General features: G+C 51.5%; 22 protein-coding genes and 1 pseudogene. 13 read left to right on the top strand and 10 right to left on the bottom strand.

From position 1 onward, the window contains the following. Window positions 1-141 precede the first annotated feature (141 nt). The 4 genes from nagA (at window position 142) to asnB (ending at window position 6040) form a co-directional block, all read left to right on the top strand. On the top strand, window positions 142-1281 hold the full coding sequence (gene nagA / locus E6C74_RS20080; protein WP_136487825.1) for an N-acetylglucosamine-6-phosphate deacetylase: 1140 nt from the start codon (window positions 142-144) through the stop codon (window positions 1279-1281). After that, window positions 1281-2495, top strand: coding sequence for an ROK family protein (locus E6C74_RS20075; protein WP_136487824.1), 1215 nt, complete (start codon window positions 1281-1283; stop codon window positions 2493-2495). The genes nagA and E6C74_RS20075 overlap by 1 nt, the downstream gene beginning before the upstream one ends. Window positions 2496-2571: 76 nt before the next feature. Continuing rightward, a complete protein-coding gene (locus E6C74_RS20070; RefSeq protein ID WP_136487823.1) occupies window positions 2572-4158 on the top strand; it encodes a cation:proton antiporter family protein in 1587 nt (528 codons plus the stop codon). A gap of 217 nt (window positions 4159-4375) precedes the next feature. Beyond that, complete coding sequence (asnB, locus tag E6C74_RS20065) at window positions 4376-6040, top strand: asparagine synthase B (RefSeq protein WP_136487822.1); 1665 nt, start codon at window positions 4376-4378, stop codon at window positions 6038-6040. Between the two features lie 92 nt (window positions 6041-6132). Here the strand turns inward: asnB and rfaH are convergent, their stop codons facing one another. Then, the gene (gene rfaH, locus E6C74_RS20060; RefSeq protein WP_136487821.1) at window positions 6133-6633 is read right to left on the bottom strand and encodes a transcription/translation regulatory transformer protein RfaH; all 501 of its coding nucleotides are present in this window, start codon (window positions 6631-6633) and stop codon (window positions 6133-6135) included. Window positions 6634-7023: 390 nt separating this feature from the next. Here rfaH and dtpA point away from each other — a divergent pair, with 390 nt between their 5' ends. Beyond that, the gene (gene dtpA, locus E6C74_RS20055; protein ID WP_136487820.1) at window positions 7024-8508 is read left to right on the top strand and encodes a dipeptide/tripeptide permease DtpA; all 1485 of its coding nucleotides are present in this window, start codon (window positions 7024-7026) and stop codon (window positions 8506-8508) included. Window positions 8509-8612: 104 nt separating this feature from the next. Here the strand turns inward: dtpA and hemH are convergent, their stop codons facing one another. The 3 genes from hemH to htpG form a co-directional block, all read right to left on the bottom strand. Further along, the gene (gene hemH / locus E6C74_RS20050) at window positions 8613-9575 is read right to left on the bottom strand and encodes a ferrochelatase (RefSeq protein ID WP_136487819.1); all 963 of its coding nucleotides are present in this window, start codon (window positions 9573-9575) and stop codon (window positions 8613-8615) included. 203 nt (window positions 9576-9778) lie between these two features. After that, window positions 9779-10423: an adenylate kinase gene (adk, locus tag E6C74_RS20045; protein ID WP_136487818.1), complete on the bottom strand. Its 645-nt coding sequence runs from the start codon at window positions 10421-10423 to the stop codon at window positions 9779-9781. 347 nt (window positions 10424-10770) lie between these two features. Then, window positions 10771-12678 (bottom strand): molecular chaperone HtpG, encoded by a 1908-nt coding sequence (gene htpG, locus E6C74_RS20040; RefSeq protein WP_136487817.1) that lies wholly within the window; start codon window positions 12676-12678, stop codon window positions 10771-10773. 281 nt (window positions 12679-12959) lie between these two features. Here htpG and E6C74_RS20035 point away from each other — a divergent pair, with 281 nt between their 5' ends. From E6C74_RS20035 to E6C74_RS20025, 3 genes are all read left to right on the top strand, one after another. Beyond that, window positions 12960-13829: a transcriptional regulator gene (locus E6C74_RS20035; protein ID WP_136487816.1), complete on the top strand. Its 870-nt coding sequence runs from the start codon at window positions 12960-12962 to the stop codon at window positions 13827-13829. Between the two features lie 11 nt (window positions 13830-13840). Next, entirely contained in the window at window positions 13841-14362 is a 522-nt protein-coding gene (locus E6C74_RS20030; RefSeq protein WP_136487831.1) for a regulatory protein ToxS, read from the top strand. Window positions 14363-14430: 68 nt separating this feature from the next. Continuing rightward, complete coding sequence (locus E6C74_RS20025) at window positions 14431-14709, top strand: SelT/SelW/SelH family protein (protein WP_136487815.1); 279 nt, start codon at window positions 14431-14433, stop codon at window positions 14707-14709. 3 nt (window positions 14710-14712) lie between these two features. Here the strand turns inward: E6C74_RS20025 and E6C74_RS20020 are convergent, their stop codons facing one another. The 4 genes and pseudogenes from E6C74_RS20020 to E6C74_RS20005 form a co-directional block, all read right to left on the bottom strand. After that, window positions 14713-15120, bottom strand: a complete 408-nt coding sequence (locus E6C74_RS20020) for a CBS domain-containing protein (protein WP_136487814.1) — start codon at window positions 15118-15120, stop codon at window positions 14713-14715. Further along, entirely contained in the window at window positions 15117-15467 is a 351-nt protein-coding gene (locus E6C74_RS20015) for a P-II family nitrogen regulator (protein WP_136487830.1), read from the bottom strand. The genes E6C74_RS20020 and E6C74_RS20015 overlap by 4 nt, the downstream gene beginning before the upstream one ends. An 85-nt stretch (window positions 15468-15552) precedes the next feature. Continuing rightward, window positions 15553-16311 (bottom strand): annotated as a pseudogene (locus E6C74_RS20010) (DUF1538 domain-containing protein); the annotation flags it as partial. 13 nt (window positions 16312-16324) lie between these two features. Next, window positions 16325-17059, bottom strand: coding sequence for a DUF1538 domain-containing protein (locus E6C74_RS20005; RefSeq protein WP_136487812.1), 735 nt, complete (start codon window positions 17057-17059; stop codon window positions 16325-16327). Window positions 17060-17248: 189 nt separating this feature from the next. On the opposite strand from E6C74_RS20005, the gene E6C74_RS20000 reads away from it, so the two are divergent. The 5 genes from E6C74_RS20000 to E6C74_RS19980 all read left to right on the top strand — a co-directional run bounded on the left by E6C74_RS20000 (window position 17249) and on the right by E6C74_RS19980 (window position 21930). Further along, window positions 17249-18163, top strand: a complete 915-nt coding sequence (locus E6C74_RS20000; protein WP_136487811.1) for a TIGR01777 family oxidoreductase — start codon at window positions 17249-17251, stop codon at window positions 18161-18163. A 36-nt stretch (window positions 18164-18199) separates the two neighbouring features. Continuing rightward, window positions 18200-19027 (top strand): SDR family oxidoreductase, encoded by an 828-nt coding sequence (locus tag E6C74_RS19995; RefSeq protein WP_136487810.1) that lies wholly within the window; start codon window positions 18200-18202, stop codon window positions 19025-19027. 401 nt (window positions 19028-19428) lie between these two features. Next, a complete protein-coding gene (locus E6C74_RS19990) occupies window positions 19429-20283 on the top strand; it encodes a co-chaperone YbbN (protein WP_136487809.1) in 855 nt (284 codons plus the stop codon). 241 nt (window positions 20284-20524) lie between these two features. Beyond that, the gene (locus tag E6C74_RS19985) at window positions 20525-21454 is read left to right on the top strand and encodes an SPFH domain-containing protein (RefSeq protein WP_136487808.1); all 930 of its coding nucleotides are present in this window, start codon (window positions 20525-20527) and stop codon (window positions 21452-21454) included. Beyond that, the gene (locus E6C74_RS19980; protein ID WP_136487807.1) at window positions 21451-21930 is read left to right on the top strand and encodes an NfeD family protein; all 480 of its coding nucleotides are present in this window, start codon (window positions 21451-21453) and stop codon (window positions 21928-21930) included. Before E6C74_RS19985 ends, E6C74_RS19980 begins: the two co-directional genes overlap by 4 nt. Window positions 21931-22006: 76 nt before the next feature. Here E6C74_RS19980 and cueR read toward each other — a convergent pair whose 3' ends face one another. After that, on the bottom strand, window positions 22007-22432 hold the full coding sequence (gene cueR / locus E6C74_RS19975) for a Cu(I)-responsive transcriptional regulator (protein WP_136487806.1): 426 nt from the start codon (window positions 22430-22432) through the stop codon (window positions 22007-22009). A 222-nt stretch (window positions 22433-22654) separates the two neighbouring features. After that, window positions 22655-24664 carry an NAD-dependent DNA ligase LigA gene (ligA, locus tag E6C74_RS19970; RefSeq protein ID WP_136487805.1) on the bottom strand — a complete coding sequence of 670 codons (2010 nt, stop codon included), beginning with the start codon at window positions 24662-24664 and terminating at the stop codon, window positions 22655-22657. Between the last annotated feature and the right edge of the window lie 80 nt (window positions 24665-24744).

The raw sequence follows: 24744 nt of genomic DNA, 5'->3' as shown, positions 1-24744 counted from the left end.
CCTGCGTCTCTGGAAATCAAAAAGATAATTTGCGACCTAATTGAAGTCAGCAAAGAAAGTTCTGCCTCACACTTTCTGCTTAACTGACTGGCCTTGCCACATGAATTGATCAGATCTCGATAAAGATAAGGACTCGCTAATATGTACGCGCTAACTAACTGTAAAATCTACACGGGTAGCGAAATGCTCACAGAGCATGCAGTCGTGGTTGATGGCGACAGAATCCACTCTCTGCAACCTGTCGCTGACTTACCGGCTGAATTAGCCACTATTGACCTGCATGGCGCCAACTTAAGTCCCGGATTTATCGACGTTCAGCTCAATGGTTGTGGCGGTGTAATGTTTAATGATGACATCAGCGCCGCCACCCTGCACACCATGCACCGCGCGAATTTAAAGTCCGGCTGTACCAGTTTTCTGCCCACCCTGATTACTTCATCCGATGATGATATGCGTCAGGCGGTGGCCGCGCAGCGCGACTACCAGCAGCGTTACCAGAACCACTCCCTCGGTCTGCATCTGGAAGGCCCGTACCTCAATCAGATCAAAAAGGGCATCCACAGCGTCGATTTTATCCGCTCGTCAAACGACGAAATGATCCGCTTCATCTGTGATAACCGCGACGTGGTAACCAAACTGACGCTGGCACCGGAAAAAAACAATCCGGCCCATATTACGCAACTGGCAGAGGCCGGCATCGTGGTTTCTCTTGGCCATACCAACGCGACCTACGTCGAAGCACGGCAGGGATTTGAAGCCGGGATCAGCTTTGCCACTCACCTGTTTAATGCCATGACGCCGATGATCGGGCGTGAACCGGGGGCTGTCGGTGCTATTTATGATACGCCGGATGTCTATGCCGGTATCATTGTCGACGGCTTCCATGTCGACTACGCCAACATCCGGATTGCCCACAAAATCAAAGGCGACAAGCTGGTATTAGTGACCGATGCCACAGCTCCTGCAGGCGCTGAGATGGATCACTTTATTTTTGTCGGTAAGAAAGTATATTACCGGGACGGCAAGTGTGTAGACGAAAACGGCACACTTGGCGGCTCAGCCCTGACGATGATAAAAGCAATTCAAAATACGGTTGAGCACGTCGGTATCGCTTTAGACGAAGCCCTGCGGATGGCAACCCTATATCCTGCCAAAGCTATTGGAGTGGACAACAAACTGGGTCGAATCCGGCCTGGCATGATTGCCAACCTAACGGCGTTTGACCGCGACTTCCAGGTAAAAGCGACGGTAGTAAACGGACAATACGAGCAAAATGTGTAATGAATGGCGGACAAATAGGTAACGTAGATCTTGTTAAACAGCTCAACAGCGCAGCGGTTTATCGTTTAATTGACCAGCAAGGTCCGATTTCCCGCATTCAGGTTGCCGATGTCAGCCAGCTTGCTCCGGCCAGCGTCACCAAGATCACCCGCCAGCTTCTCGAACGCGGCCTGATAAAAGAGGTCGCGCAACAAGCGTCGACCGGCGGGCGGCGGGCCATCTCTCTCACCACCGAAGTGGCTCCCTTTCATTCCATCGCGGTGCGTCTTGGCCGCGATTATATCCAGCTCAGCCTGTACGATTTAGGTGGCAAAGAGCTGGCTAGCGCCGAACACGAATTTCTCTATGCCCAGCAGCCGCAATTAATCGAAGGTCTGCTTGGTCATATTAAAGCTTTCATTGCCCAGCACAGCGCGCAGATTGATCAGTTAATTGCCATCGGTGTGGTCTTGCCAGGCCTGGTCAATCCTGAAACCGGTGTGGTGGAATATATGCCACACATCGATATTGATACTCTGGATCTGGGCGATATTCTGCGCGAGCATTTTCATGTCGAAAGCTTTGTTGGTAACGATGTGCGCGGTATGGCACTGGCTGAACACTATTTCGGCGCCAGCCAGGATTGTCAGGACTCCATTCTGGTCAGTGTGCACCGCGGCACCGGTGCCGGCATCATAGTCAACGGCCAGGTATTTCTGGGCTCTAATCGTAATGTGGGCGAAATCGGCCATATCCAGATAGACGCGCTCGGCGATAAATGCCAGTGCGGCAACTTCGGCTGTCTGGAGACCATTGCCACCAACCCGGCGATCATAAAACGCGTCACCAACCTACTGGCACAGGGTTATGAATCAAGCCTGGCCGGCATTGAGCCGCTGAACGTCGAAACCATTTGTCAGCACGCCAATCAGGGCGATGAGCTGGCCAAACAGGCGCTGGTTCAGGTCGGAAACCAGTTGGGTAAAGCGATTGCCATTACCGTCAACCTGTTTAACCCGCAAAAAATTGTTATCGCCGGTCAGATTACTGCGGCTCCGGAGATTATTTTCCCGGCTATTTTGCGCAATGTACACAATCAGTCGCTCAAGACCTTCCACCGCGATTTGCCTATCGTTGCCTCAGCGGTGGATAAGCAACCGACCAAAAGCGCATTTGCCATGATCAAGCGCGCGATGCTTAATGGCGTTCTGTTACAAAAATTGCTTGAAGACTAATCAGTTGCATATCCTATAATATAGGGCCGTATCTCTATGAAGATACGGCCCTTTTTTAATTAAAATAAGAAACACTATGGATTTGATCATAATCTCTGCGGCATTTCTGGCTGGGTTTATCGCACTAAAATGTCACCTTCCTCCGTTAGTCGGCTTTCTGATTGCCGGGTTTGCCCTCAATGGCTATGGCTTTGAGTCAAACGAAACCATTACCACACTGGCTGACCTCGGTGTCACCCTGATGCTGTTTACTATAGGTTTGAAACTGGATGTCCGTTCTCTGCTTGAGAAGGAAATCTGGGCCGGAGCCACCGTGCACAACCTGCTGTCGACCGCCATCTTCACCCTTATCCTGATGGCGTTCAAAACTCTGGGGCTCGACAGCCTGGCCGATGTACCGGTCTCAAGCCTAGTGTTGCTGGGTTTTGCGCTGTCCTTCTCAAGTACCGTATTTGCGGTTAAATCCCTGCAGGAAAAAGGCGAACTGAATGCCACTTACGGCACACTCGCTATCGGTATTTTGGTCATGCAGGATATCTTTGCCGTGATATTTTTAACCGCATCGACCGGTAAACTGCCGGAATGGTATGCCATCGGCCTGTTTATGTTGCCATTCCTGCGCCCACTGATGTTTGAGCTGCTCGACCGGGTCGGCCACGGTGAGATGCTGATTCTGCTCGGTATCTTCCTGGCCCTGGTGGTGGGAGCTGGTCTGTTCGAACTGGTCGGGATGAAGCCGGACCTGGGCGCACTGATCCTCGGTATGATGCTGGCCGGACACAATAAGGCTTCGGAGCTCTCCAAATCCTTGTTTAACTTAAAAGAGTTATTTCTGGTTTGCTTCTTCCTGAATATTGGCCTGTCAGAAGAACCGACCGCAACCGGCTTTTTCCTCGCCCTGCTGCTGCTGATCCTGCTACCGATCAAAGGTATGCTTTATTTCTGGGTTATTAATCGCTTCCATTTCCGGGTGCGTACCTCGCTGCTAGCGTCAATTTCGCTGTTCAACTTCAGTGAGTTCGGCCTGATTGTTGGCGGACTGGCCTTTAAAATGGGCTGGTTGCCGGGCGATATTCTGGTCGCCCTGGCCATCTCGGTACCGCTGTCGTTTATTGTCGCCGCACCACTGAGCCGCAAGGGGCACGAACTTTACCAACGCTCGTCACATTGGTTTGATCAGCCCGCGCCGGAAGTCCTGCATCAGCGCGACGCCCTGATTAACCCGGGCAACGCTCAGGTGCTGATCCTCGGTATGGGCCGTATCGGAACCGGCGCTTATGAAGAAATGACCCAACGCTATGGCCAGATCTGTCTGGGTGTCGAACTACGCGAAGACGCCGCCAAAGGTCACCGCGATCAAGGGCGCAACGTCATCAGCGGCGATGCCACCGACCCGGATTTCTGGGAACGTATCCTTGATACCGGACATGGCAAAATGGTGCTGCTGGCGATGCCACATCACCAGGCCAACCAGATTGCCCTATCGCTGCTGAAAAAGCGTCACTTCCCTGGTCATATTGCGGCAATTGCCGAATACCCGGACCAGATGGACAGCCTGATTGCCGATGGCGCACACGCTGCGTTTAACATCTACAGCGAAGCCGGCACCGGTTTTGCCCGCCATGTTTGCGACCAGCTCAATCCACATTTCAGCCGCAGCTAAACTGGTGATGACAACAAAAGTTAGCGGCTTTTGTTGTCATTCCCGGTGACAAATTAGCCCTTTTCTAAATTCCGTTTAAAATATTGGCCATTAAATTAAATAAAATTCATCACACACTCTTTTCTTTAAACTTTTTCACAATTATGGGTTGCCTTTTTTAACCAAAGTGGCAAATTGAAGTCATCTGATTGAAACTCGTCTAATTAAGGAAAGTTGTATGTGTTCTATCTTCGGTATTTTAGACATCAAAAGTGACGCGGCAGCACTTCGTCCGGTCGCTCTTGAAATGTCTAAGAAACTTCGTCACCGTGGCCCGGATTGGTCAGGTATCTACGCATCAGACCGAGCAATTCTGGCTCATGAGCGCCTGGCTATCGTTGGTCTGAATAGCGGTGCCCAGCCTCTGTACAGCCCAGATAGAAAACTGATCCTTGCAGTCAATGGCGAGATCTACAACCACAAAGAAATCCGTGCCCGCTACGAAGGCAAATACGAATTCCAAACCGATTCTGACTGTGAAGTTATCCTGGCACTGTACCAAGACAAAGGTGCCGACCTGCTGGAAGAGCTGAACGGTATCTTTGCATTCGTCCTGTACGATGAAGAGAAAGACGAGTATCTGGTAGGCCGCGACCACATCGGTATCATTCCGCTGTACCAGGGTCATGACGAGCACGGCAACTTCTACGTAGCATCAGAAATGAAAGCGCTGGTACCGGTGTGTAAAACCATCGGTGAATTTCCTCCGGGCAGTTCCCTGAGCTCTAAAGATGCAGAGCCAAAACGCTACTACATCCGTGACTGGAACGAATACGCAGCGGTGCAGAACAACTCCACCAGCAAAGAAGATCTGACCAAAGCACTGGAAGATGCAGTAAAACGCCAGCTGATGACCGACGTCCCTTACGGCGTACTGCTGTCCGGTGGTCTGGACTCCTCGATCACTTCTGCAGTCGCAAAACGTTTTGCAGCAATGCGTATTGAAGACGATGAAAAATCCGCAGCATGGTGGCCACAACTGCACTCATTTGCCATTGGCCTGGAAGGCGCACCGGATCTGAAAGCGGCTCGTGAAGTGGCGGACAAACTGGGTACTGTACACCACGAAATGACCTACACCGTACAGGAAGGTCTGGATGCCATCCGTGACGTGATTTATCACATCGAAACGTATGATGTCACCACTATCCGTGCATCAACGCCGATGTTCCTGATGGGCCGTAAAATCAAGGCCATGGGGATTAAAATGGTTCTGTCAGGCGAAGGCGCTGACGAAATCTTCGGTGGCTACCTGTACTTCCACAAGGCACCAAACGCACAGGAATTCCACGAGGAAACCGTCCGTAAACTGCTGGCGCTGAACATGTTTGACTGTGCCCGTGCCAACAAATCTCTGGCAGCATGGGGTGTTGAAGGCCGGGTACCATTCCTGGACAAAGAGTTCATCGACGTGGCAATGCGCCTCAACCCGGCCGACAAGATGTGTGGCAACGGTAAGATGGAAAAACACATCCTGCGTGAGTGTTTTGAACATTACCTGCCAGAGTCCATCGCATGGCGTCAGAAAGAGCAGTTCTCTGATGGCGTAGGCTACAACTGGATCGACACACTAAAAGCAACTGCTGAAGCGAAAGTCACTGATCAGCAGATGGAAACCGCGAAGTACCGCTTCCCGTACAACACACCATCGACCAAAGAAGGTTACGTGTACCGCGAGATCTTTGAAGAACTGTTCCCGCTGGAATCAGCGGCGCACTGTGTCCCTGGCGGCCCTTCGGTTGCCTGCTCTTCGGCGAAAGCAGTAGAATGGGATGAGTCGTTCAAAAACTGTATCGACCCGTCAGGTCGCGCAGTAAAAGCGGTTCACAACGAAGCATACTAATCTCCTTTCCAGCTGACTGCTCAGCGGGAAAACCGGATACGTAAAAGGCGCCTGTGGCGCCTTTTTTATTACTCGGACAAAATTAAGCAGGATTAACCTTTCAGGTCGAGATGCTTGTTATCAATGCTCATCGCCACTGGCTGACTGATCATTTTCACCAGCATAATCGAACGGCTCTCACCGTCCGGCTCCTGATAGATAGCCTTCAGCCCTTTGAACTGACCACCTTTGACTTCAATTTCCTGTCCCTTCACCGGCCCTTCAGACTGGGACATCGCCTGCAATGCACAGCCGAACTGCTTCAGTTCGTAGACTAAGTCACCCTGGATCTCTTTAGGCTCAGAGCCGAAACGAATAAAATCCGCCACCCCGCGCGTTGAACGTACCGTGGTGAATGTCGGACCTTGCTGAAAATCAAAACGGACAAACATGTAAGACGGAAATAACGGTTCCCGCACTTTTTGCCGCTTGCCGCGTAAAATTTTCTCGACTTCGATTTCCGGATAAAAGCACTCTACCCCCTGATTTTCCAGATGGGCTTTCGCTCTGACCTGCTCTCCTCGTTTACAGTACAGTAAATACCAACGTTTCATTTCTAACCAACTTTTCTTAACAACTGTGAACTATGGTTTACTCCACTCTGGATGAAGCTGATTGTTATCTCTTTGCTTGTAACACATGATCTTCAAATATGGAAAATTAGATTTCCAGATCCCCCGCCGCCAGACCCACCGCTAACTAGTTGTATTTTATACCATTTAACATACGGATTAAAATTCGAACAAATAAGATCATTGCAGTTTTATTCTCTTGCATGTATACGTATCGACCGAATAAAACCTTAGCAATAATGTATTTAACAATATTATAAGCCTAAGGGAAATCATCATTTATAACACTGCATCAAAAGTGATATCCACGGTTTGCACAACGCACCACCGTGAACATTCACCAGAGATGGTTTCTGTCACAGGAAGTACTTTATGTCAGACTTGAATATATTCAAGCAACCTAAACCATTCTATTTGATCTTTTCAATAGAATTTTGGGAGCGATTCGGATTCTACGGGATGCAAGCCATCCTGACCGTTTACATGGTCAAAATTCTGAATATGGATGAATCGACCTCTTTTGTTCTGTTTGGTGCCTTTTCTGCGCTGGTTTACGGTTTCGTTGCCGCCGGTGGTTGGATCGGTGACAAGGTCATCGGCAGTAAACGGGCCGTGACGCTAGGTGCCATCATTTTAATGATTGGTTATGCCCTGCTTGGCTTGTCCACCGCAGAGCAAAGCTTCGGTGGTCCGACACTTATCTTTATTGCCATGGGCTTTATCACTGTGGGTAACGGCCTGTTCAAAGCCAACCCGTCCAGCCTGCTGGCCAAAGTCTACCCGGAAAACGATCCTCGCCTCGATGGCGCGTTCACCATGTATTACATGGCGATTAACCTCGGTTCGTTCATTTCGATGATCATCACCCCAATCGTAGCAGAGCGTGCCGGCTACGGCATGGCATTTGGTGTCAGCGCGATTGGCCTGGCGATCACTGTGGTTAACTTCATCATGTGCCAGGGCATGCTGCGCAAAGTCGGCTCACCGGCTGATCTGGCACCGGTGAATAAAACCAAACTGCTGCTGGTCACCGTTGGCTCTGTTATTGCCAGCTTTGTATGTAGCTACCTGCTGCAGAACCTGGCACTGGCGCACGGTATCCTGGTTGTCGCCGGCTTGACGATTGTATTTTTCTACTTTAAAGAAGCCCTGTCGATTCGCGGTATCGAGCGCCAGAAAATGCTGGTTGCTTTCGTGCTGATGCTGCAAGGTGTGGTGTTCTTCGTGCTCTACTTCCAGATGCCAACCTCACTCAACTTCTTTGCGATTCATAACGTCAGCCACGATATCTTTGGTATTGGTGTTGAGCCGGAGCAATTCCAGGCTCTGAACCCGTTCTGGATCATGGTGGCCAGTCCGGTCCTGGCGATGCTGTACGGCAAACTGGGCGATCGTCTGTCGATGCCGTTTAAATTTGCCTGTGGTATGGCGCTGTGTGCCATGTCATTCCTGATCCTGTCCTGGGGAGCGAACTTTGCCAATGCTGAAGGCATCATTAGTTCAAACTGGCTGGTGCTGTGTTACGCATTCCAGTCGATCGGTGAACTGCTGGTGTCCGGTCTGGGCCTGGCCATGGTGGCTCAGCTTGTTCCGCAGCGTATGATGGGCTTTGCGATGGGGATGTGGTTTTTGACCTCAGCAACCGCAGCCGTTATTGCTGGCTGGGTCGCGAGTCTGACCTCTGTACCGAGCCATGTAGCGTCCGCCACTGAATCACTGGCTATCTACGGTGATGTGTTTGGTAAGATTGGTTATGCCACTGCGGCCATTACCGTACTGACCTTCCTGATTGCACCTAAGCTGAGTAAAATCTGCCGTGGTGAGAACGAAGTCGTGCTGGAAACCGCGCAAGCTTAACGTCGGCCCGTCCAACATAAAAAGCCTCAGTTCGTGCTGAGGCTTTTTCGTCTCTGATGGTTGTGTATCTGAGCGTTGGGCTCTGGTATCGGTTAAGTCCGGCGTTACAGTCGTTCTCTGACCAGGCTTGCCATCATCGCGATATGAGCGGCTGAATCGTTGAGACACTCGATATAGTGGAATGTTTCTCCGCCGGCATGCAGAAAAATCTCGCAGTTCTGCTCGGAAATTTCTTCCAGGGTTTCGAGACAGTCAACCGAGAAGGCCGGACACAGAATATCAAGCTTTTTGACACCTTGCCCCGGCAGTGCCTGCAGGGTTTTGTCCGTATACGGCTGCAGCCACTCTTCACGGCCAAACCGTGACTGATAAGTCATCAGAACTTTTTCAGGAGCCAGGCCAAGCTCGGCAGCCAAAAGACGGGTGGTCTGCTCACAATGCTGAGGATAAATATCACCATTATCCGCATAGCGCTTGGGAATACCGTGATAGGAACAGACCAACAGATCACCCTGACCATTCTCCTGCCAGGACTGACGCACCTTGTCGGCCAGCGCTTGGATGTAAAGCGGATGATCGTGGTAATCGCGCACGAAGCTCAGATCCGGCACCACATCAACCTGTTTCATCGCTTTCGCCACACCGTCAAACACCGCCGCGCTGGTTGTACCGGAATACTGCGGATACAACGGCAGAACAATAATGCTGTCCACACCTTGCTGCTGCAGCTTCTGAACGCCGCTCAGCAGGCTAGGCTCGCCGTAAGTCATGCCCAGTTCAACCGGTATATTGAGCGCCTGTTGCAAGCCCTGCTGCTGACGTTTGGAATAGACCATCAGCGGTGAGCCTTCATCCATCCAGATACTCTGGTACAGCTTAGCCACCTTTGGCGAGCGTAACGGCAGAATAATGCCATGCAGGATCGGACACCACAGCCAGCGGCTCATATCCACCACACGCTGGTCGTGCAGGAATTCACTCAGAAAACGTTTTACCTCAGCCGCCGTCGGCGCTTGTGGCGTCCCCAGATTGGCTAACAGCACACCATAATTTTTGTTGTTTTGCATAATGTCCATTCAGGTTTGTCACGCAGCGTCACGCGCTGCCGGATTAAAATTGAATCTCGCAAAATGACCGGCATCCCGGTCCCAGGCTGGAATCAACCGGTCTGAAGGTGCTTGTACGGACTTTTAGCAGAAAAAGTTCATAAAAAAAGCGACCTTACGGTCGCTTCACTATAACAAATATTCAGCTCAGGCTAAAATTGAGATTAAGCCAGTGCTTTCTCGATATCTGCGCTTACTTCAGCCACTTGCTTAGTGCCGTCGAATTTCAGGTATTTAGTGTTACCCGCTTGCGCTTCTTTACCGTAGTATTCAATCAGTGGTGCAGTTTGAGTGTGGTATACATCCAGGCGTGCACGTACGGTTTCTTCTTTGTCATCTTCACGGATAACCAGATCTTCACCCGTCACGTCATCTTTACCTTCCACTTTTGGCGGATTGTAAACAACGTGGTAAGTACGACCTGAAGCCAGGTGAGCACGACGGCCCGCCATGCGCTCAACGATCACATCATCAGCAACGTCAAACTCAATCACGTAGTCAACGTCAACACCCATTTCTTTCAGACCGTCCGCTTGCGGGATAGTGCGTGGGAAACCATCCAGCAGAAAGCCCTTTTGGCAATCTTCTGCAGCGATACGCTCTTTGATCAGACCAAGAATGATTTCATCAGAAACTAGCTGACCAGCATCGATAACGGCTTTCGCTTGTTTACCAAGCTCTGTACCCGCTTTGATCGCAGCACGTAGCATGTCACCAGTAGAGATTTGTGGAATACCGTACTTCTCCATGATGAATTGAGCTTGTGTGCCTTTACCTGCACCTGGAGCACCTAGAAGAATGATGCGCATGTTTAATCCTCTTTAGAAATGATATTTATACCGAAGCTCACAGCTCCTTGTGTCGCGAGACGGTAAGTTTCGGTATAACGAGACCAATAGGGTTTGTTGATGACTCCGCATGCCATAACGCAAACGGTTAAGCCCAACAAACAGGCGTGCCAAAATACACGCCTTATTAGTGACATTCAAGTCTGCTATTCTATCACAGAAATTCGTTGCACAGCGCTTTCTAAGACTAAAGAATACCCGTCAGCCGCCGTTTTCTCTGCAATTACATCAAAGATAGCGTGACTTCACGTCATATCGGCTCGTCGCCAATAAAAAAAGCTCGCACGCGGCGAGCTTTACCCTAAAACTTATTCAACCTTAGTCAAAAGCTGATTGATTGCAGTGACAAATTGTGACGGATCTTCCATCGCACCACGTTCCGCAAGCATCGCCTGGCCAAGCAGCACTTCTACCCAACGGGCAAACGCTTCCTGATCCGGCTCATCAGCCATACGTTTCACCATGGCGTGTTCCGGGTTGATTTCAAGAATGTACTTCACTTCCGGCGCCGCCTGACCGGCAGCCGCCAGCAGTTTCGCCATCTGTGTGCCCATTTCAAAGTCATCAGTGACCACTACCGCAGGGGTTGAAGCCAGTTTGAAGGTGGTACGCACGTCTTTAACCCGCGCGCCCAGGTACTCTTTCACACGTTCAACGACAGATTTAAACTCTTGTTCTGTCTCTTTGTGTTTCTCTTTTTCCGCTTCGTCTTCAAACTTGCTCAGATCAAGGCCCGCTTTGCTGATGGACTGGAACTGCTTACCGTCAAACTCGGTCAGATAGTTCATCATCCACTCATCAATGCGATCGTACATCAGCACGACTTCGATGCCTTTGGCTTTAAACTGCTCCAGGTGCGGGCTGTTTTTCGCTGCGCTGTAACTGTCCGCCGTCAGGTAGTAAATCTTATCCTGACCTTCTTTCATGCGTTCAACATAAGCACTCAGGCTGACATTCTGCTCAGCAGATTCACTGTCGCTGGAAGCAAAACGCAGCAGGCCGGCAATCTTCTCTTTGTTGGACATGTCTTCGGCCAGGCCTTCTTTCAGCACCATACCGAATTCTTTCCAGAAGCCCTGATATTTTTCTGCATCGTTGGACGCCATGCGTTCCAGCATGGTCAGCACCCGCTTGGTACAAGCGTTACGCAGCGATTGCGTGACCTTGTTATCCTGCAGAATTTCGCGCGACACGTTGAGCGGCAGATCGTTAGAGTCAATCAGGCCACGCACGAAACGTAAATAAGACGGCATAAACTGTTCAGCGTCATCCATGATGAACACGCGCTGCACGTACAGTTTCAGGCCATGCTTGTGATCGCGGTTGTACATATCCCAAGGCGCTTTAGCCGGAATGTACAACAGACTGGTGTAGTCGTTTTTGCCTTCGACTTTGTTGTGGCTCCACACCAGAGGATCAGCAAAATCGTGTGATACATGCTTGTAGAACTCCTGATACTCTTCATCACTGATATCAGATTTGGCACGAGTCCACAAAGCCTGCGCTTTGTTGATTTGCTCCCACTGGGTTTCACCGCTTGGCTTGCCTTCCTCATCCATCACCTGAGTCTGGATGTAGACCGGGATACCGATGTGGTCTGAGTATTTCGAGATCACATCGCGCAGACGCCATTCCGACAGGAACTCTTTACCTTCGTCACGCAGGTGCAAAATGATGTCAGTACCACGGGAAGATTTCGTGATGGTCTCCACGGTGTAATCGCCTTCACCTTGTGAATACCATTGCACCGCTTCTTCTGCCGCCAGGCCCGCCGCACGTGAACGTACCGTCACCGCATCGGCAACAATAAAGGCCGAGTAAAAACCGACCCCGAACTGACCGATCAATTGTGAGTCTTTAGATTGATCTTGAGATAATTTTGAGAAAAATTCAGCCGTACCCGACTTGGCGATCGTACCCAGATGCTCAATCACATCGTCACGGCTCATGCCGATACCGTTGTCAGAGATGGTCAAAGTATTCGCTTCGCTGTCAAACGACAACTTCACTCCAAGATCAGCATCATTTTGATACAAATCTGCGTTAGATAACGCCTGAAAACGCAATTTATCCGCTGCATCTGATGCGTTCGAGATCAGCTCACGCAGGAAGATTTCTTTGTTGGAATACAAAGAATGTATCATCAGATGAAGTAGTTGCTTAACTTCAGATTGAAAACCACGTGTTTCTTTGTTTGCCATTGCAGTTTCGCTCATATTAGCTCCATAACATCATTTTTGCCCCCAGACTAAAATTTGGGGTATGAGGAACATCGATTTGGTATTAACATGTGGCCCCGGAATGTAAATTCAAGGTCAAAAACTATAAAAACTGAGTTTTTTGAAGTTTTTTTGATTATGCTCTATCCGAATTTTTATCAAGGAAGATAACCCCCGAATATTTCAACGTCGTTTTTTAATTCGTTCTACAGGGAAGGTTGTGGATAGTGGGTAGTCATTAGTCCAAGCTCTAAATACTAATTAAAAAGAAGATATCGATGAGTAATACAGCCACAAAGTTCATTCTTGCTGACAGATTTACTTTCGACCCAACGAGCAATTCGCTAGTAGACAAAGAAGCCGACAATGAGAATGTTCGTCTCGGAAGCAATGAAAGCCGCATACTATTACTGCTATCTCAACGCCCAAATGAAGTGATAACCCGCAATGAACTGCATGATTTCGTCTGGCGTGAGCAAGGATTTGAAGTCGATGACTCAAGCCTGACCCAAGCCGTATCAACACTGCGCAAGATGTTGAAAGATTCGACAAAATCACCGCAATTCGTTAAAACTGTACCCAAACGTGGCTATCAGTTGATCGCAGAAGTTGAACCATTAGAAGCCGACGAAACGGTCCAGGCGCCGGATGAACAACCAGAGCACCCCGACAGCTCCGGTAGTAGCGTCATGCCCGCTGATATTCAGGTGACGGCAAACTCTGTCCCTGCATACACCACCAGCACGAATACAGAAAAGGCCGATCACTCACCTCTGACTTTACTGCACAAGTGCGATCTGCGGGTCAAGATCATGCTGATTGTCGCCATCTTACTGCCTCTATGTGTCATTTTGTTTACCAGCCCGGCCCCCTCCAAGCTGCGCCAGTTAGCCAATTACAATGGCGTAACGGTCAGTGCCCCTGTCAACCAGCCTGATCTGAGTGCCTGGATGCCACTGATTGAATCCTGCATCATCAAATACGCTAAGCTTCACCCGGGTGAAATGGCACCCAAAGAGGTCATCGCCACCGGCGGCCACAATAATCAACTGGTGCTGAACTACATTCATGCCCCTCAGTTTTCCGGACAGAACATTACGCTACGTATCCTGTCCACCGAAGAAGATATTGATCAGATTTGCCAGTGAGGAGGCCCATGATGAACAGAAGAATTGCGATCCTGATTTTGCTGATTTCTGCCGCATTCAGCGCTTGGTTTTACTGGTTCAGTGACATCAAACTGCAACAGGTGCTGACCTCGCGCGAATGGCAATCCAAAATGGTCACTCTGATTGAGAGTAAACAACAAAATGATTCCGTTGGCCCGCTGCGCCGGGTTGATGTCACTTCAAACGTCAAGTACCTGCCTAACGGCACCTACCTGCGTGTGTCGTTAGTCAAGTTGTATGCGATGGATAAATCGGTACCGGAAGATGTGATCAACTGCTCGGAATCAGGCGAATGGGACGTCAGTGATAACTACCTGCTGCTGACACCGACCGATTTTAAAGATGTCTCTTCCACCCAGAGTAAAGATTTCACCCCCGAGCAGCTGCAATTGATCACCCAGCTGTTCCGCATGGACTCGGAGCAGAGTCAGCGGGTGGATATCGTCAATGATAAAACCCTGCTGCTGACCAACCTTAATCACGGCTCCACCGTGTTGTTCGGCAATAAATAGCCCTGTGGCTCAGCGCTGACAACCTTCAGCGCTGAGCCTCCTTTGTAACGTCAAGAGATAGTGCCATTATGGACAAAGCCCGTATCGATATTTACTACTGTCGCCAGTGCAACTGGATGTTACGTTCCACCTGGTTAACCCAGGAGCTGTTGCATACCTTCAGTGAAGAGATCGCAACCATCTCGCTCCACCCCGATACCGGTGGCCGGTTTGAAATTTTCTGTAACGGTGAACAGATCTGGGAACGCAAACAGGATGGCGGTTTTCCGGAGGCTAAAGTGCTCAAGCAACGCGTGCGTGATTTGATTGATCCGCAACGCGACCTCGGCCATTCAGACCGTAAATAATCACTATTCCTCATCTCGCGCCATGCCGTTGATCACGATATTATTGTAACTAACCATACCGATGACCCGACCATTTTCGATCACCGGTGCACGGCTGATACCAAAGCGCTCGAACAGACGGGCGCAATATTTGACGTTCATATCCGGCGAGACTGATAACGCTGGCTTGGTCATGATTTCATAGATGTTGGTCCGCTTGGGCGAACGGTTGGTGGCCAGGACTTTTTTGGCAATATCGTTCATGAGGACAATACCGTACTCATCGTCCTCATGACGTTTATTGACGATTAACGCCTTCACTTGGTGCTGCTTAGCGAGACAGATCCCGTCATGGACCGTGGTTAAACCATCAACCATGACATAAGTATTCGCCATGACATCGCGAACGTGAATATTGTCGTGCCGACTCATAGGTTGTCCTCAATCACTTTGGTTAATGTTTCGACCTGATGCGCGACTCCGACTGCGTCTTCTATATCAATCTGAATCGCAATCCCCTGCCCCGATTCCTGATCAAACTCACCGACTTCGGCGATGGTTTCCAGAATATGGCGCGACAAATGCTCCTCCACCATCAGCAGCACCACATCTTTCTGCACTTCCAGGGTCAGGCCAAAAAAGGTGCGTTTTTTATTGAGCCCCTCGCCACGAGCATTATTAATCACTGTTGCCCCGGTAGCTCCGGCCTCACGCGCCGCGTCCAGCACCTCGTCGGTTTTGCTGTCCTCAACAAATGCGATAATCAGTTTAAACCTCATCATCTTTCTCCTTGCGCAACCTTGCTGCTGTCAGGTCAGGCTGACCAGAAACCGGCGCACTTTGCGCCGCCCGGCGCTCAGCCCTTCGGTTAAGCCACAGGGTTAACTGGGCATAGCCCATCACTGAAATCATCGGAAACAGGCTGGCAAAGGCAATCAAACCAAAACCATCCATCACCGGGCTGCGTCCGGGCACCGTCGACGCCAGTCCGAGCCCAAGAGCAGCCACTATCGGTACGGTCACCGTTGATGTAGTGACCCCACCGGAATCATACGCGAGCGGAACAATCAGCTTCGGGGCATAGAAGGTTTGCACCACCACCACGATATAACCGCCGATAATGTAAAAATGCAGCGCATCGCCGACCACAATCCGATAGCAACCCAGCGTGATCCCGAGCGCAACCCCGAACGCCACGGCCACCCGCAGCCCGTTAACCCGGATACTCCCCCCGGACACCTGATTAGCCTTAAGCGCCACCGCGATCAGCGACGGCTCGGCAATCGTGGTACTAAAACCAATCATAAACGCAAACAGATACACCCAGTAGTAATCAACCCAGTGCAGGCTTTGTCCTGCGCTGAGCCTGAACTGCTGCAAAAACTGCAGATTGGTCAGCTGTTCAGCCATGGTTTTACCAAGCGGAAACAGTGCCAGTTCCAGGCCGAGTAAAAACAGCGACAAACCCAGAATCACATAAATAAAACCCACCGCTATTTTGACCGGATGCGCGACCGGTTTACGCAGCACCACCAGTTGAAAGCCAAAAATAATCACCACAATCGGCAGCACATCGCGCATGGTTGTAGTCAGGGTCTGGATAAATTCCGTGAGTCCTATCATGACGTGCCAGCCTTCATGTCATCATCATCCCGAAGACCATCACAAACATCATCGGCAACAGGGAAGCAAACGCAATCAGGCCGAATCCGTCCAGCATCGGGTTGCGCCCCTTAATGGATGAAGCCAGCCCCACTCCCAGCGCCGTGACCAGAGGCACAGTGATGGTCGAGGTCGTCACCCCACCGGAATCGTAGGCGATACCAATAATAAACGGAGGCGCGAACAGAGTCAGAATCACGACGCCGAGATAGCCAAACGCAATCATGTAATGAATCGGCCAGCCACGCAGAATGCGCAGCACACCAATCACAATCGCCAGTCCAACCGAGAACGCCACCGTCACTCTCAGACCGTGGGCATACTCATCACGCGTCAGCTCACTGTCCGCGATAACGCCTCCGAGCGCGGCGACCCGCGCGGCTTCTTCCGCCACGGCCGTCAGCGCCGGCTCGGCAATGGTGGTACCAAAACCAAGACAAAAGGCGAACACCAACAGCCATACCACACTGCCTTTACGGGCCAGCGCCTGAGCCATCGACTCCCCAATCGGAAACAGGCCCATTTCGAGGCCGAAGATAAAGAAAGTCAGGCCGAAGACCACCAACACCAGGCCGGTCAGTACACTGACCAGATGGGGCAAAGGCTCCTGCAGCACCAGCAACTGGAAAAAAGCAATCACAGCGATAATCGGCAGCAGGTCACGCAGACTGCCCATTAACGCTTTTAACAGTGCTACTACCCCAGCCATACCTGCTCCGATACAAATAGTTACACTTATGATGGCAAAGGATACATCACACTGATGTGACCCACCCGGCGCCGTGGCGAAAAAGTCAGCAAAGGTTAAAAAACAGAATGTTGGAACTTGAGCCAGATTCCTCTAAGCTGATGAGGCGGACGTGACAGCTATACTTAAACGAGCAAGCAAGGAGGCGACATGAAAATATTGATCACCGGGGGAACCGGCTTTATCGGACGTGAACTGATTAAGCTGCTGATGACTCATGATTTGGTCTGCCTGACCCGCAACTCTCATCACGCCCGCCAGCGGCTTGCCCACGTACATAATGACAAACTGACGTTCATCGAAAGCCTGGACGATCTGCACGATCTCAATCGCTTTGACGCTGTGATCAATCTGGCCGGCGAGCCGATTGCGGATAAACGCTGGACCGAACAGCAAAAGCAACGTATCTGCGACAGCCGCTGGAATCTGACAGAACGCCTGGTCGAACTGTTTCATGCCAGCACCAAACCCCCTCATGTGCTGATCAGCGGCTCAGCAGTCGGCTATTACGGTGACCAGCAGGAACACCCGTTTGACGAAAGCCTGCAGGTCAGTTCCCAGCGTTTTTCACATCAGGTTTGTGCAACCTGGGAGCAGATCGCTCTGCGCGCCCAGTCGGATCAAACCCGGGTATGTATTATGCGCACCGGTGTCGTTCTGGCTCCGGAAGGCGGAGCGCTGAAAAAAATGCTGCCGCCTTATCGTCTCGGCCTCGGCGGCCCAATTGGCTCCGGCCAGCAATACATGCCTTGGATCCACATGAGCGATATGGTCAAAGCGATTGTTTACGTACTGGAAACCGAACATGCGCAGGGTATTTTTAACTTCAGTGCTCCGCACCCGGTCACCAATCGCAGGTTCAGCCGCTGTCTGGCACAAACGCTGAAACGTCCACATATTTTAACCACGCCCAAGTGGGCCATCCGTCTGCTGATGGGCGAAGCGAGTGAATTGTTGTTTGACAGTATCCGTGCCAAGCCGAAGAAACTGACTGAACTGGGTTTCCAGTTCACTTACTCACGCGTCGAGCCGGCGCTCAAACATCTCCTGCAACATCACGTCTGACGATTTGACCTGAAATAATCCCTATCTGGAACTTGCATGACCCAATCGATATTAATTACCGGCTGTTCATCCGGTATTGGCTACATGGCTGCGACCGAATTACATCAGCGCGGCTACCACGTGATCGCCTCCTGCCGCAAAGCAGAAGATGTACAACGCCTGCAGGCTGAAGGCCTGACCTGTATTGAGCTCAACCTCAGTGACGAAGCGAGCATTCGCCGCGGCGTCGAACAGGCCCTGCTGCTGTCGGACAATAAACTGTATGCCGTGTTCAACAATGGCGCCTACGGCCAGCCGGGCGCGTTAGAAGACCTGCCGACCGACGGACTGCGCGCTCAATTTGAAACCAACTTTTTCGGCTGGCATACCCTGACCACGCTGCTGATGCCGCACTTTCGCCGTCAGGGCTATGGCCGCATCGTGCAAAACAGCTCCATTCTCGGTTTCGCCGCAATGAAATACCGCGGCGCCTACAACGCGTCAAAATTTGCGATTGAGGGCTGGAGCGATACTCTGCGCCTTGAACTGCACGGCAGCGATATCCACATCAGCCTGATAGAACCGGGCCCGATAGAAACCCGCTTTCGCGCTAACGCTCTGAGTGCATTTAAACATTGGATCGACATCGACCATTCATTCCACAGCGCCAGTTACCATGCCCAGCTCAACCGGCTCGGTAATGATAAATCCAATAATGCCTTTGTGCTGCCTCCGGAGTCCTGCCTGAAACCTCTGCTGCACGCCCTGAGCTCGTCCAAACCGCGCTTACGTTATCGGGTCACCACTCCGACCAAAGTGTTTGCGCTGTTAAAACGCCTCCTTCCTGGTCGAACTTTGGACAAACTGCTGAATAAAGCAGCGTGAAATTACAATTCTGTCATTAATACGTCACAATCCGATGCGATGATGATGGCCGAATCGTAGGATTCGTTTAACCGATTAATCAGCATTGCATTGGGTACACATCTATGACTTTAAACCAATGGAATTGGCTCGGTGTTGGTATCGCGCTGACACTCTTTCTTGTTTTATAGCGTTCTATTGAATTGCTTACCGCGCTTTGCGCTTCAACAGCTACCCTTACGGTAGCTGTTTGCTTTTCTGTGACTGCACAGCGCGCGTGACCTCTTTTGCGCAGCGGCCAGCCCTGGCTGTGATTCAGAACCATTTCAGCACGAAAAACTTTACCATCGCCTTGCTATGACTTGTGTTTTCAATTCATGCCCCCATCTATGGCTTAAAGCGCAAGCGTAAAAGGAATCATCATGCAATCACCTCATATTACTGACGTTACCCAACACAATTTCCGCGAAGTTATCGAAAGCTCAGCGTCCCGCCCTATTCTGTTTTACTTCTGGGCACCGATGAGTGAAGAAAGCGTACAACTTATTCCGCAATTGCAGCAGTTAACTCAGCAGTACAATGGTGCATTCCAGCTTGCCCAGCTTAACTGCCAGGACGAGCAAGCCATCGCGTCACAATTTGGTATTCAGGCTCTGCCGACCATCGCGCTGTTTTTCAACGGCCAGCCGGTTGATGGTCTGGGTGGCCCGCAGCCGATTGAAGCGATTCAGGACATGCTTAACCGTCACCTGCCAAGTCAGGATGAACAAAATCTGCAGTACGCACAGCAACTGATCAAAAATCAACAGCACCAGCAGGCACTGACTCTGCTGCTGGCGTTGCCGGAGCAGTGGAAGAGTAAAGGGGATGCCAAACTGGCGCTGGCCGACTGCTTCCTGGAAACCGGTCAGTTTGACGCCGCTAAAGCAGAGCTGAGCGCGATTCCGCTCGAATATCAGGACGGTTACTACAAAAGCCTGATCGCAAAACTGGAACTGCATGAACAGGCAGCTGACAGCCCGGAAATCCAGGCACTGGAAACCGCGCTGGCTCAAAACAGCAATGACGCCAAAATCGCTGTCGAACTGGCCACCCAGTACCATCAGGTCAAGCGTGATGAAGAAGCACTTGAGCTGCTGTGGAACTTCCTTAAAAGCGACCTCAACACACTCGATGGTGAAATGAAGAAAGTATTTATGGACATCCTCAGCGCGATTGGCCAGGGGAACAGCGTCGCCGCGCGTTACCGTCGCCAGCTGTACTCTCTGTTGTACTAACTCGGCTGTTGTACTAACTCGGCTTTTGTACTAACTCTGCCCGACGGAGCCCGCAGTACCTCGCCAGGCTGACATCGAATCGATTCCGTCAGCTTGCTCCGTCAGGGAAGCTCACTATGTTTTTGATCATTAAGGCAGGATATCCTGCCTTAATTTTTTCTGGCGGCGATTAATTCATCACATAACATTGCCTATCCTGCCGCTATACTTGTTAATCTTTCACCTTTGCAAGGATAGGAACATGGCAATGGAATCTTTGATTACCATCGGCATTTTTGTCTTCGTCGTTATCGTGTTCATCGCCTCGGCGGTCAAGACGGTACCACAGGGCGATAACTGGACCGTTGAGCGCTTTGGCCGCTACACCCATTCACTCAGTCCCGGTCTTAACTTCATCATTCCTTTCATCGACCGCGTCGGGCGTAAAATTAATATGATGGAGCGGGTGCTGGACATTCCGGCTCAGGAAGTGATCAGTAAAGACAACGCCAATGTGGTGATCGATGCGGTCTGCTTTGTGCAGGTGATTGATGCCGCGCGGGCAGCTTATGAAGTCAATGATCTGGAAAATGCGATCCGCAACCTGACGCTGACCAACATGCGTACCGTACTTGGCTCAATGGAACTGGACGAAATGCTCAGTCAGCGCGATATGATCAACACCAAATTGCTGACCATCGTTGACCAGGCAACTAACCCCTGGGGTGTCAAAGTGACCCGGATTGAGATTAAAGATGTCCAGCCTCCGGCGGATCTGACTTCAGCGATGAATGCGCAGATGAAAGCCGAGCGTGAAAAGCGCGCCTCTATCCTTGAAGCCGAAGGAGTGCGTCAGGCGGAAATCCTCAAAGCCGAAGGGCAAAAACAGTCAGAGATCCTCAAGGCTGAAGGGGCCAAACAGGCCGCCATTTTACAGGCCGAAGCCCGTGAGCGCGCCGCTCAGGCGGAAGCCAGAGCCACTGAAATGGTTTCGAATGCCATTGCCCAGGGCGATATGAAAGCGGTCAATTACTTTATCGCTCAGGGCTACACCGAGGCACTAAAAGCCATCGGCAAGGCTGAGAATGGTAAAATCATTATGTTACCGCTGGAAGCGACCGGTTTGATGGGCTCGATTACCGGCATTGCCGAAATGTTTAAACAAACGGATACCCGTAAGGTGGATTCTTGATCGACTGGTTAACCCAATTTAATCACTGGCACTGGCTCGGACTCGGGCTGGCCTTGTTGGCGACCGAGCTGCTCGGGATGGCCGGTTATTGCCTGTGGCTCGGGCTGTCGGCGTTACTGGTGGCCGGGCTGATGCTCGGCATTCCGCTTAGCTGGCAACTGCAATGGTGCAGCTTTGCGGCTTTTTCGCTGGTCACGACCTGGCTGTGGTGGCGCCGTCAGCTCACTCACGACAAGCGCAGTGATGCCAGCCGAACACTCAATCAGAAGCAGAAACAGTTGATCGGGCGCAGCGCAACGGTCGCAGAAGATGTACCGGTTGGCCAGTTTCGTCTCCAAATTGGCGACAGTACCTGGATAGCAGAATGCGATACGCCGCTCAGCGCCGGACAGAGGGTCGAAGTCATTGCCGTCGATGGCACGGTACTGAAAGTCCGCCTACAACACGTCAGCCTACACCAACCCGCTGATCACTGAACTGTGCCTTTCCGCACCGTTATCCGGCCGCAACAGTGATGACGACAATAAAAGTGATCACGACAATAAAGACACTTTAGCCATCAGATGAGGCTGCCAGTGAATGCTGGCAGCAATGCCCTTTGAGATTATCGATGATTGGGCACTCACTGTTTTCATCGCCGGGACACTCATTCACCCACTCTTCAAGCTGCTGCTTAATCAGGGTCAGCTCTTCCAGTTTTCTGCTCACCTGCTCCAGCTTGAGCTGGGCTTTTTCTTTGACCGCGTGGCTGGTGCGCTGCGGGTTATTGGCCAGGGCCAGCATCGCCTTACATTCGTCGAGGGAGAAACCGACGCTCTTGCAGCGCGCTATCAGCAACAGATCATCCACATGACTCTGATTGTACTGACGATAGCCATTGCCAGAACGCACAGGGGCGGCAATCAGCCCTTTCTCTTCATACAACCGCACCGACTTAGCCGTCAGGCCGGTTTTTTTGGCCACTTCACTGATGTTCATCTTTCCTCCGTCGGGGCACTGCAGACAAATAGCCACTTGTCTGCAACGTAACCACTTGCCTCCAGCGGCTGCGGCCAAATCCGGCACACAGTAACAAACCAAAAAGGAGACAGGGTTAAACCATGCCTCCTTCCGGGGGTAATTGCAATGATTTGACTCAGGTTACCGGCCAGGCGGCTTATCGCGCTTAACCCGTTCACGCAGGTAACCAGACCAGCACCATCAGCGGATCATATCAATCAGGTCCTGTTCGCCACGCACTTCAATGCCAAGTTCCTGCGCTTTGGCCAGCTTAGAGCCCGCCGCTTCACCGGCAAACAGAATATCGGTTTTCTTCGATACGCTGCCGGTTACCTTAGCACCCAATGCCTGCAAAGCCGCTTTGGCATCACTGCGTGACAGCTGTGACAGGGTCCCGGTCAGAACCACCACTTTACCGGCCAGCGGCTGCGGCGTATCTTCGCTTTTCGCTTCGATATCCGGCCAGGTAATACCGAGATCGATAAGATCGCGCACTACGTTCTGGTTGCGTTCCTGAGTGAAGAAAGCATGGACATGGCTGGCGACTATCATACCGACATCCTGCACTTCAATAAGCGCTTCCACCGGCGCCTGCATGATGGCGTCCAGATTGTAGAAATGGTGCGCCAGGTTCATTGCCGTGGCTTCACCGACTTCACGAATCCCCAATGCGTACAGGAAACGTGGCAGTGTGGTCTGTTTGGCCGCCTGCAGCGCATTGACAATATTCTGCGCCGATTTTGGCCCCATGCGCTCCAGAATCGTCAGCTCCCCAGCGCGCAAGCGGAACAGATCCGCTGGCGTGGTGACCATCTCTTTGTCCACCAGCTGTTCGATCACTTTATCGCCCAGACCATCGACATCCATCGCTTTACGCGACACAAAATGTTTCAGCGCCTCTTTACGCTGCGCCTGGCATACCAGGCCACCGCTACAGCGTGCAACCGCTTCACCTTCTACCCGCTCAATGTCTGACTGACACACCGGGCACTGGGTCGGAAACACGATATCGCGTGCGCTGTCAGGGCGCATTTCATTCACCACCGACACAATCTGCGGGATCACGTCACCGGCACGGCGGATGATCACCGTGTCGCCGACTTTAACGCCGAGACGTTCAATCTCATCCGCGTTGTGCAGGGTCGCATTACTGACCGTGACCCCGCCGACAAACACCGGCTCCAGTTTCGCTACCGGAGTAATGGCACCGGTACGCCCGACCTGGAATTCCACATCATTGAGCAGCGTCATCTCTTCCTGAGCCGGGAACTTATAGGCAATCGCCCAGCGCGGCGCGCGGGCCACAAAGCCCAGCCGCTCCTGCAGGTCAATCGCGTCGACTTTGATCACCACGCCGTCAATTTCGTAGGCCAAATCGGCACGACGCGTCATGATGTCCTGATAGTACGCTTTCACCTCTTCCAGCGAATCGACCCGTTTGGTTTCCGGGCTCATCGGTAATCCCCAGCCTTTCAGCTGCAGAAAACGCTCATAATGGCTACCGACCAGTTCACCGCCTTCAATCACCCCCACGCTGTAGGCATAAAATGCCAGCGGGCGCTTGGCGGTAATGCGCGAGTCGAGCTGGCGCAGGCTGCCTGCCGCCGCGTTGCGCGGGTTCACAAACACTTTTTCGCCTTTTTTCAGCGCTGCGGCATTCATTTTGTCAAAGCCGGCTTTCGGCATAAACACTTCGCCACGGACTTCAATCCGGGTTGGCCAGCCACTGCCGCTCAGACGCAGTGGAATCGATTTAATGGTACGTACATTCTCGGTAATGTTTTCACCGGTCGCGCCATCACCACGGGTCGCCGCACGCACCAATACACCATCAACATACAGCAGGCTGACCGCCAGGCCGTCCAACTTAGGTTCACAACAGAAACGGGCCGATTTGGCCGCCGGAACGCGATCACTCATGCGGCGATAAAAGCTGTCCAGCTCGCCGTCATCGAATGCATTATCGAGCGACAACATCGGAATATCATGGGTCACCGGCTCAAAACCGCTCAACGGTGTACCGCCGACACGTTGGCTGGGTGAGTCCGGCGTGATCCAGTCCGGATGCTCAGCTTCAATATCCAGCAGCTCACGCATCAGACGATCGTACTCGGCGTCCGGAATGGTCGGGGCATCTTCGACGTAATAACGTATCGCATGATCATGCAGTATTTCTTTAAGCTCTTGTAAGCGTTGCTCTACGTTTTGCATTGCGTTTCTCTCGCAGTCAATCAGGTTCTATCATGAAAAAAGGCCCCGACACGGGGCCTTTCTTAACCAAACAAGGTTAT

It is taken from the genome of Vibrio sp. H11 (assembly GCF_004804295.1).
Lineage (GTDB): Bacteria > Pseudomonadota > Gammaproteobacteria > Enterobacterales > Vibrionaceae > Vibrio > Vibrio ostreae.
This window is presented reverse-complemented; position numbering and strand designations above follow the sequence as displayed.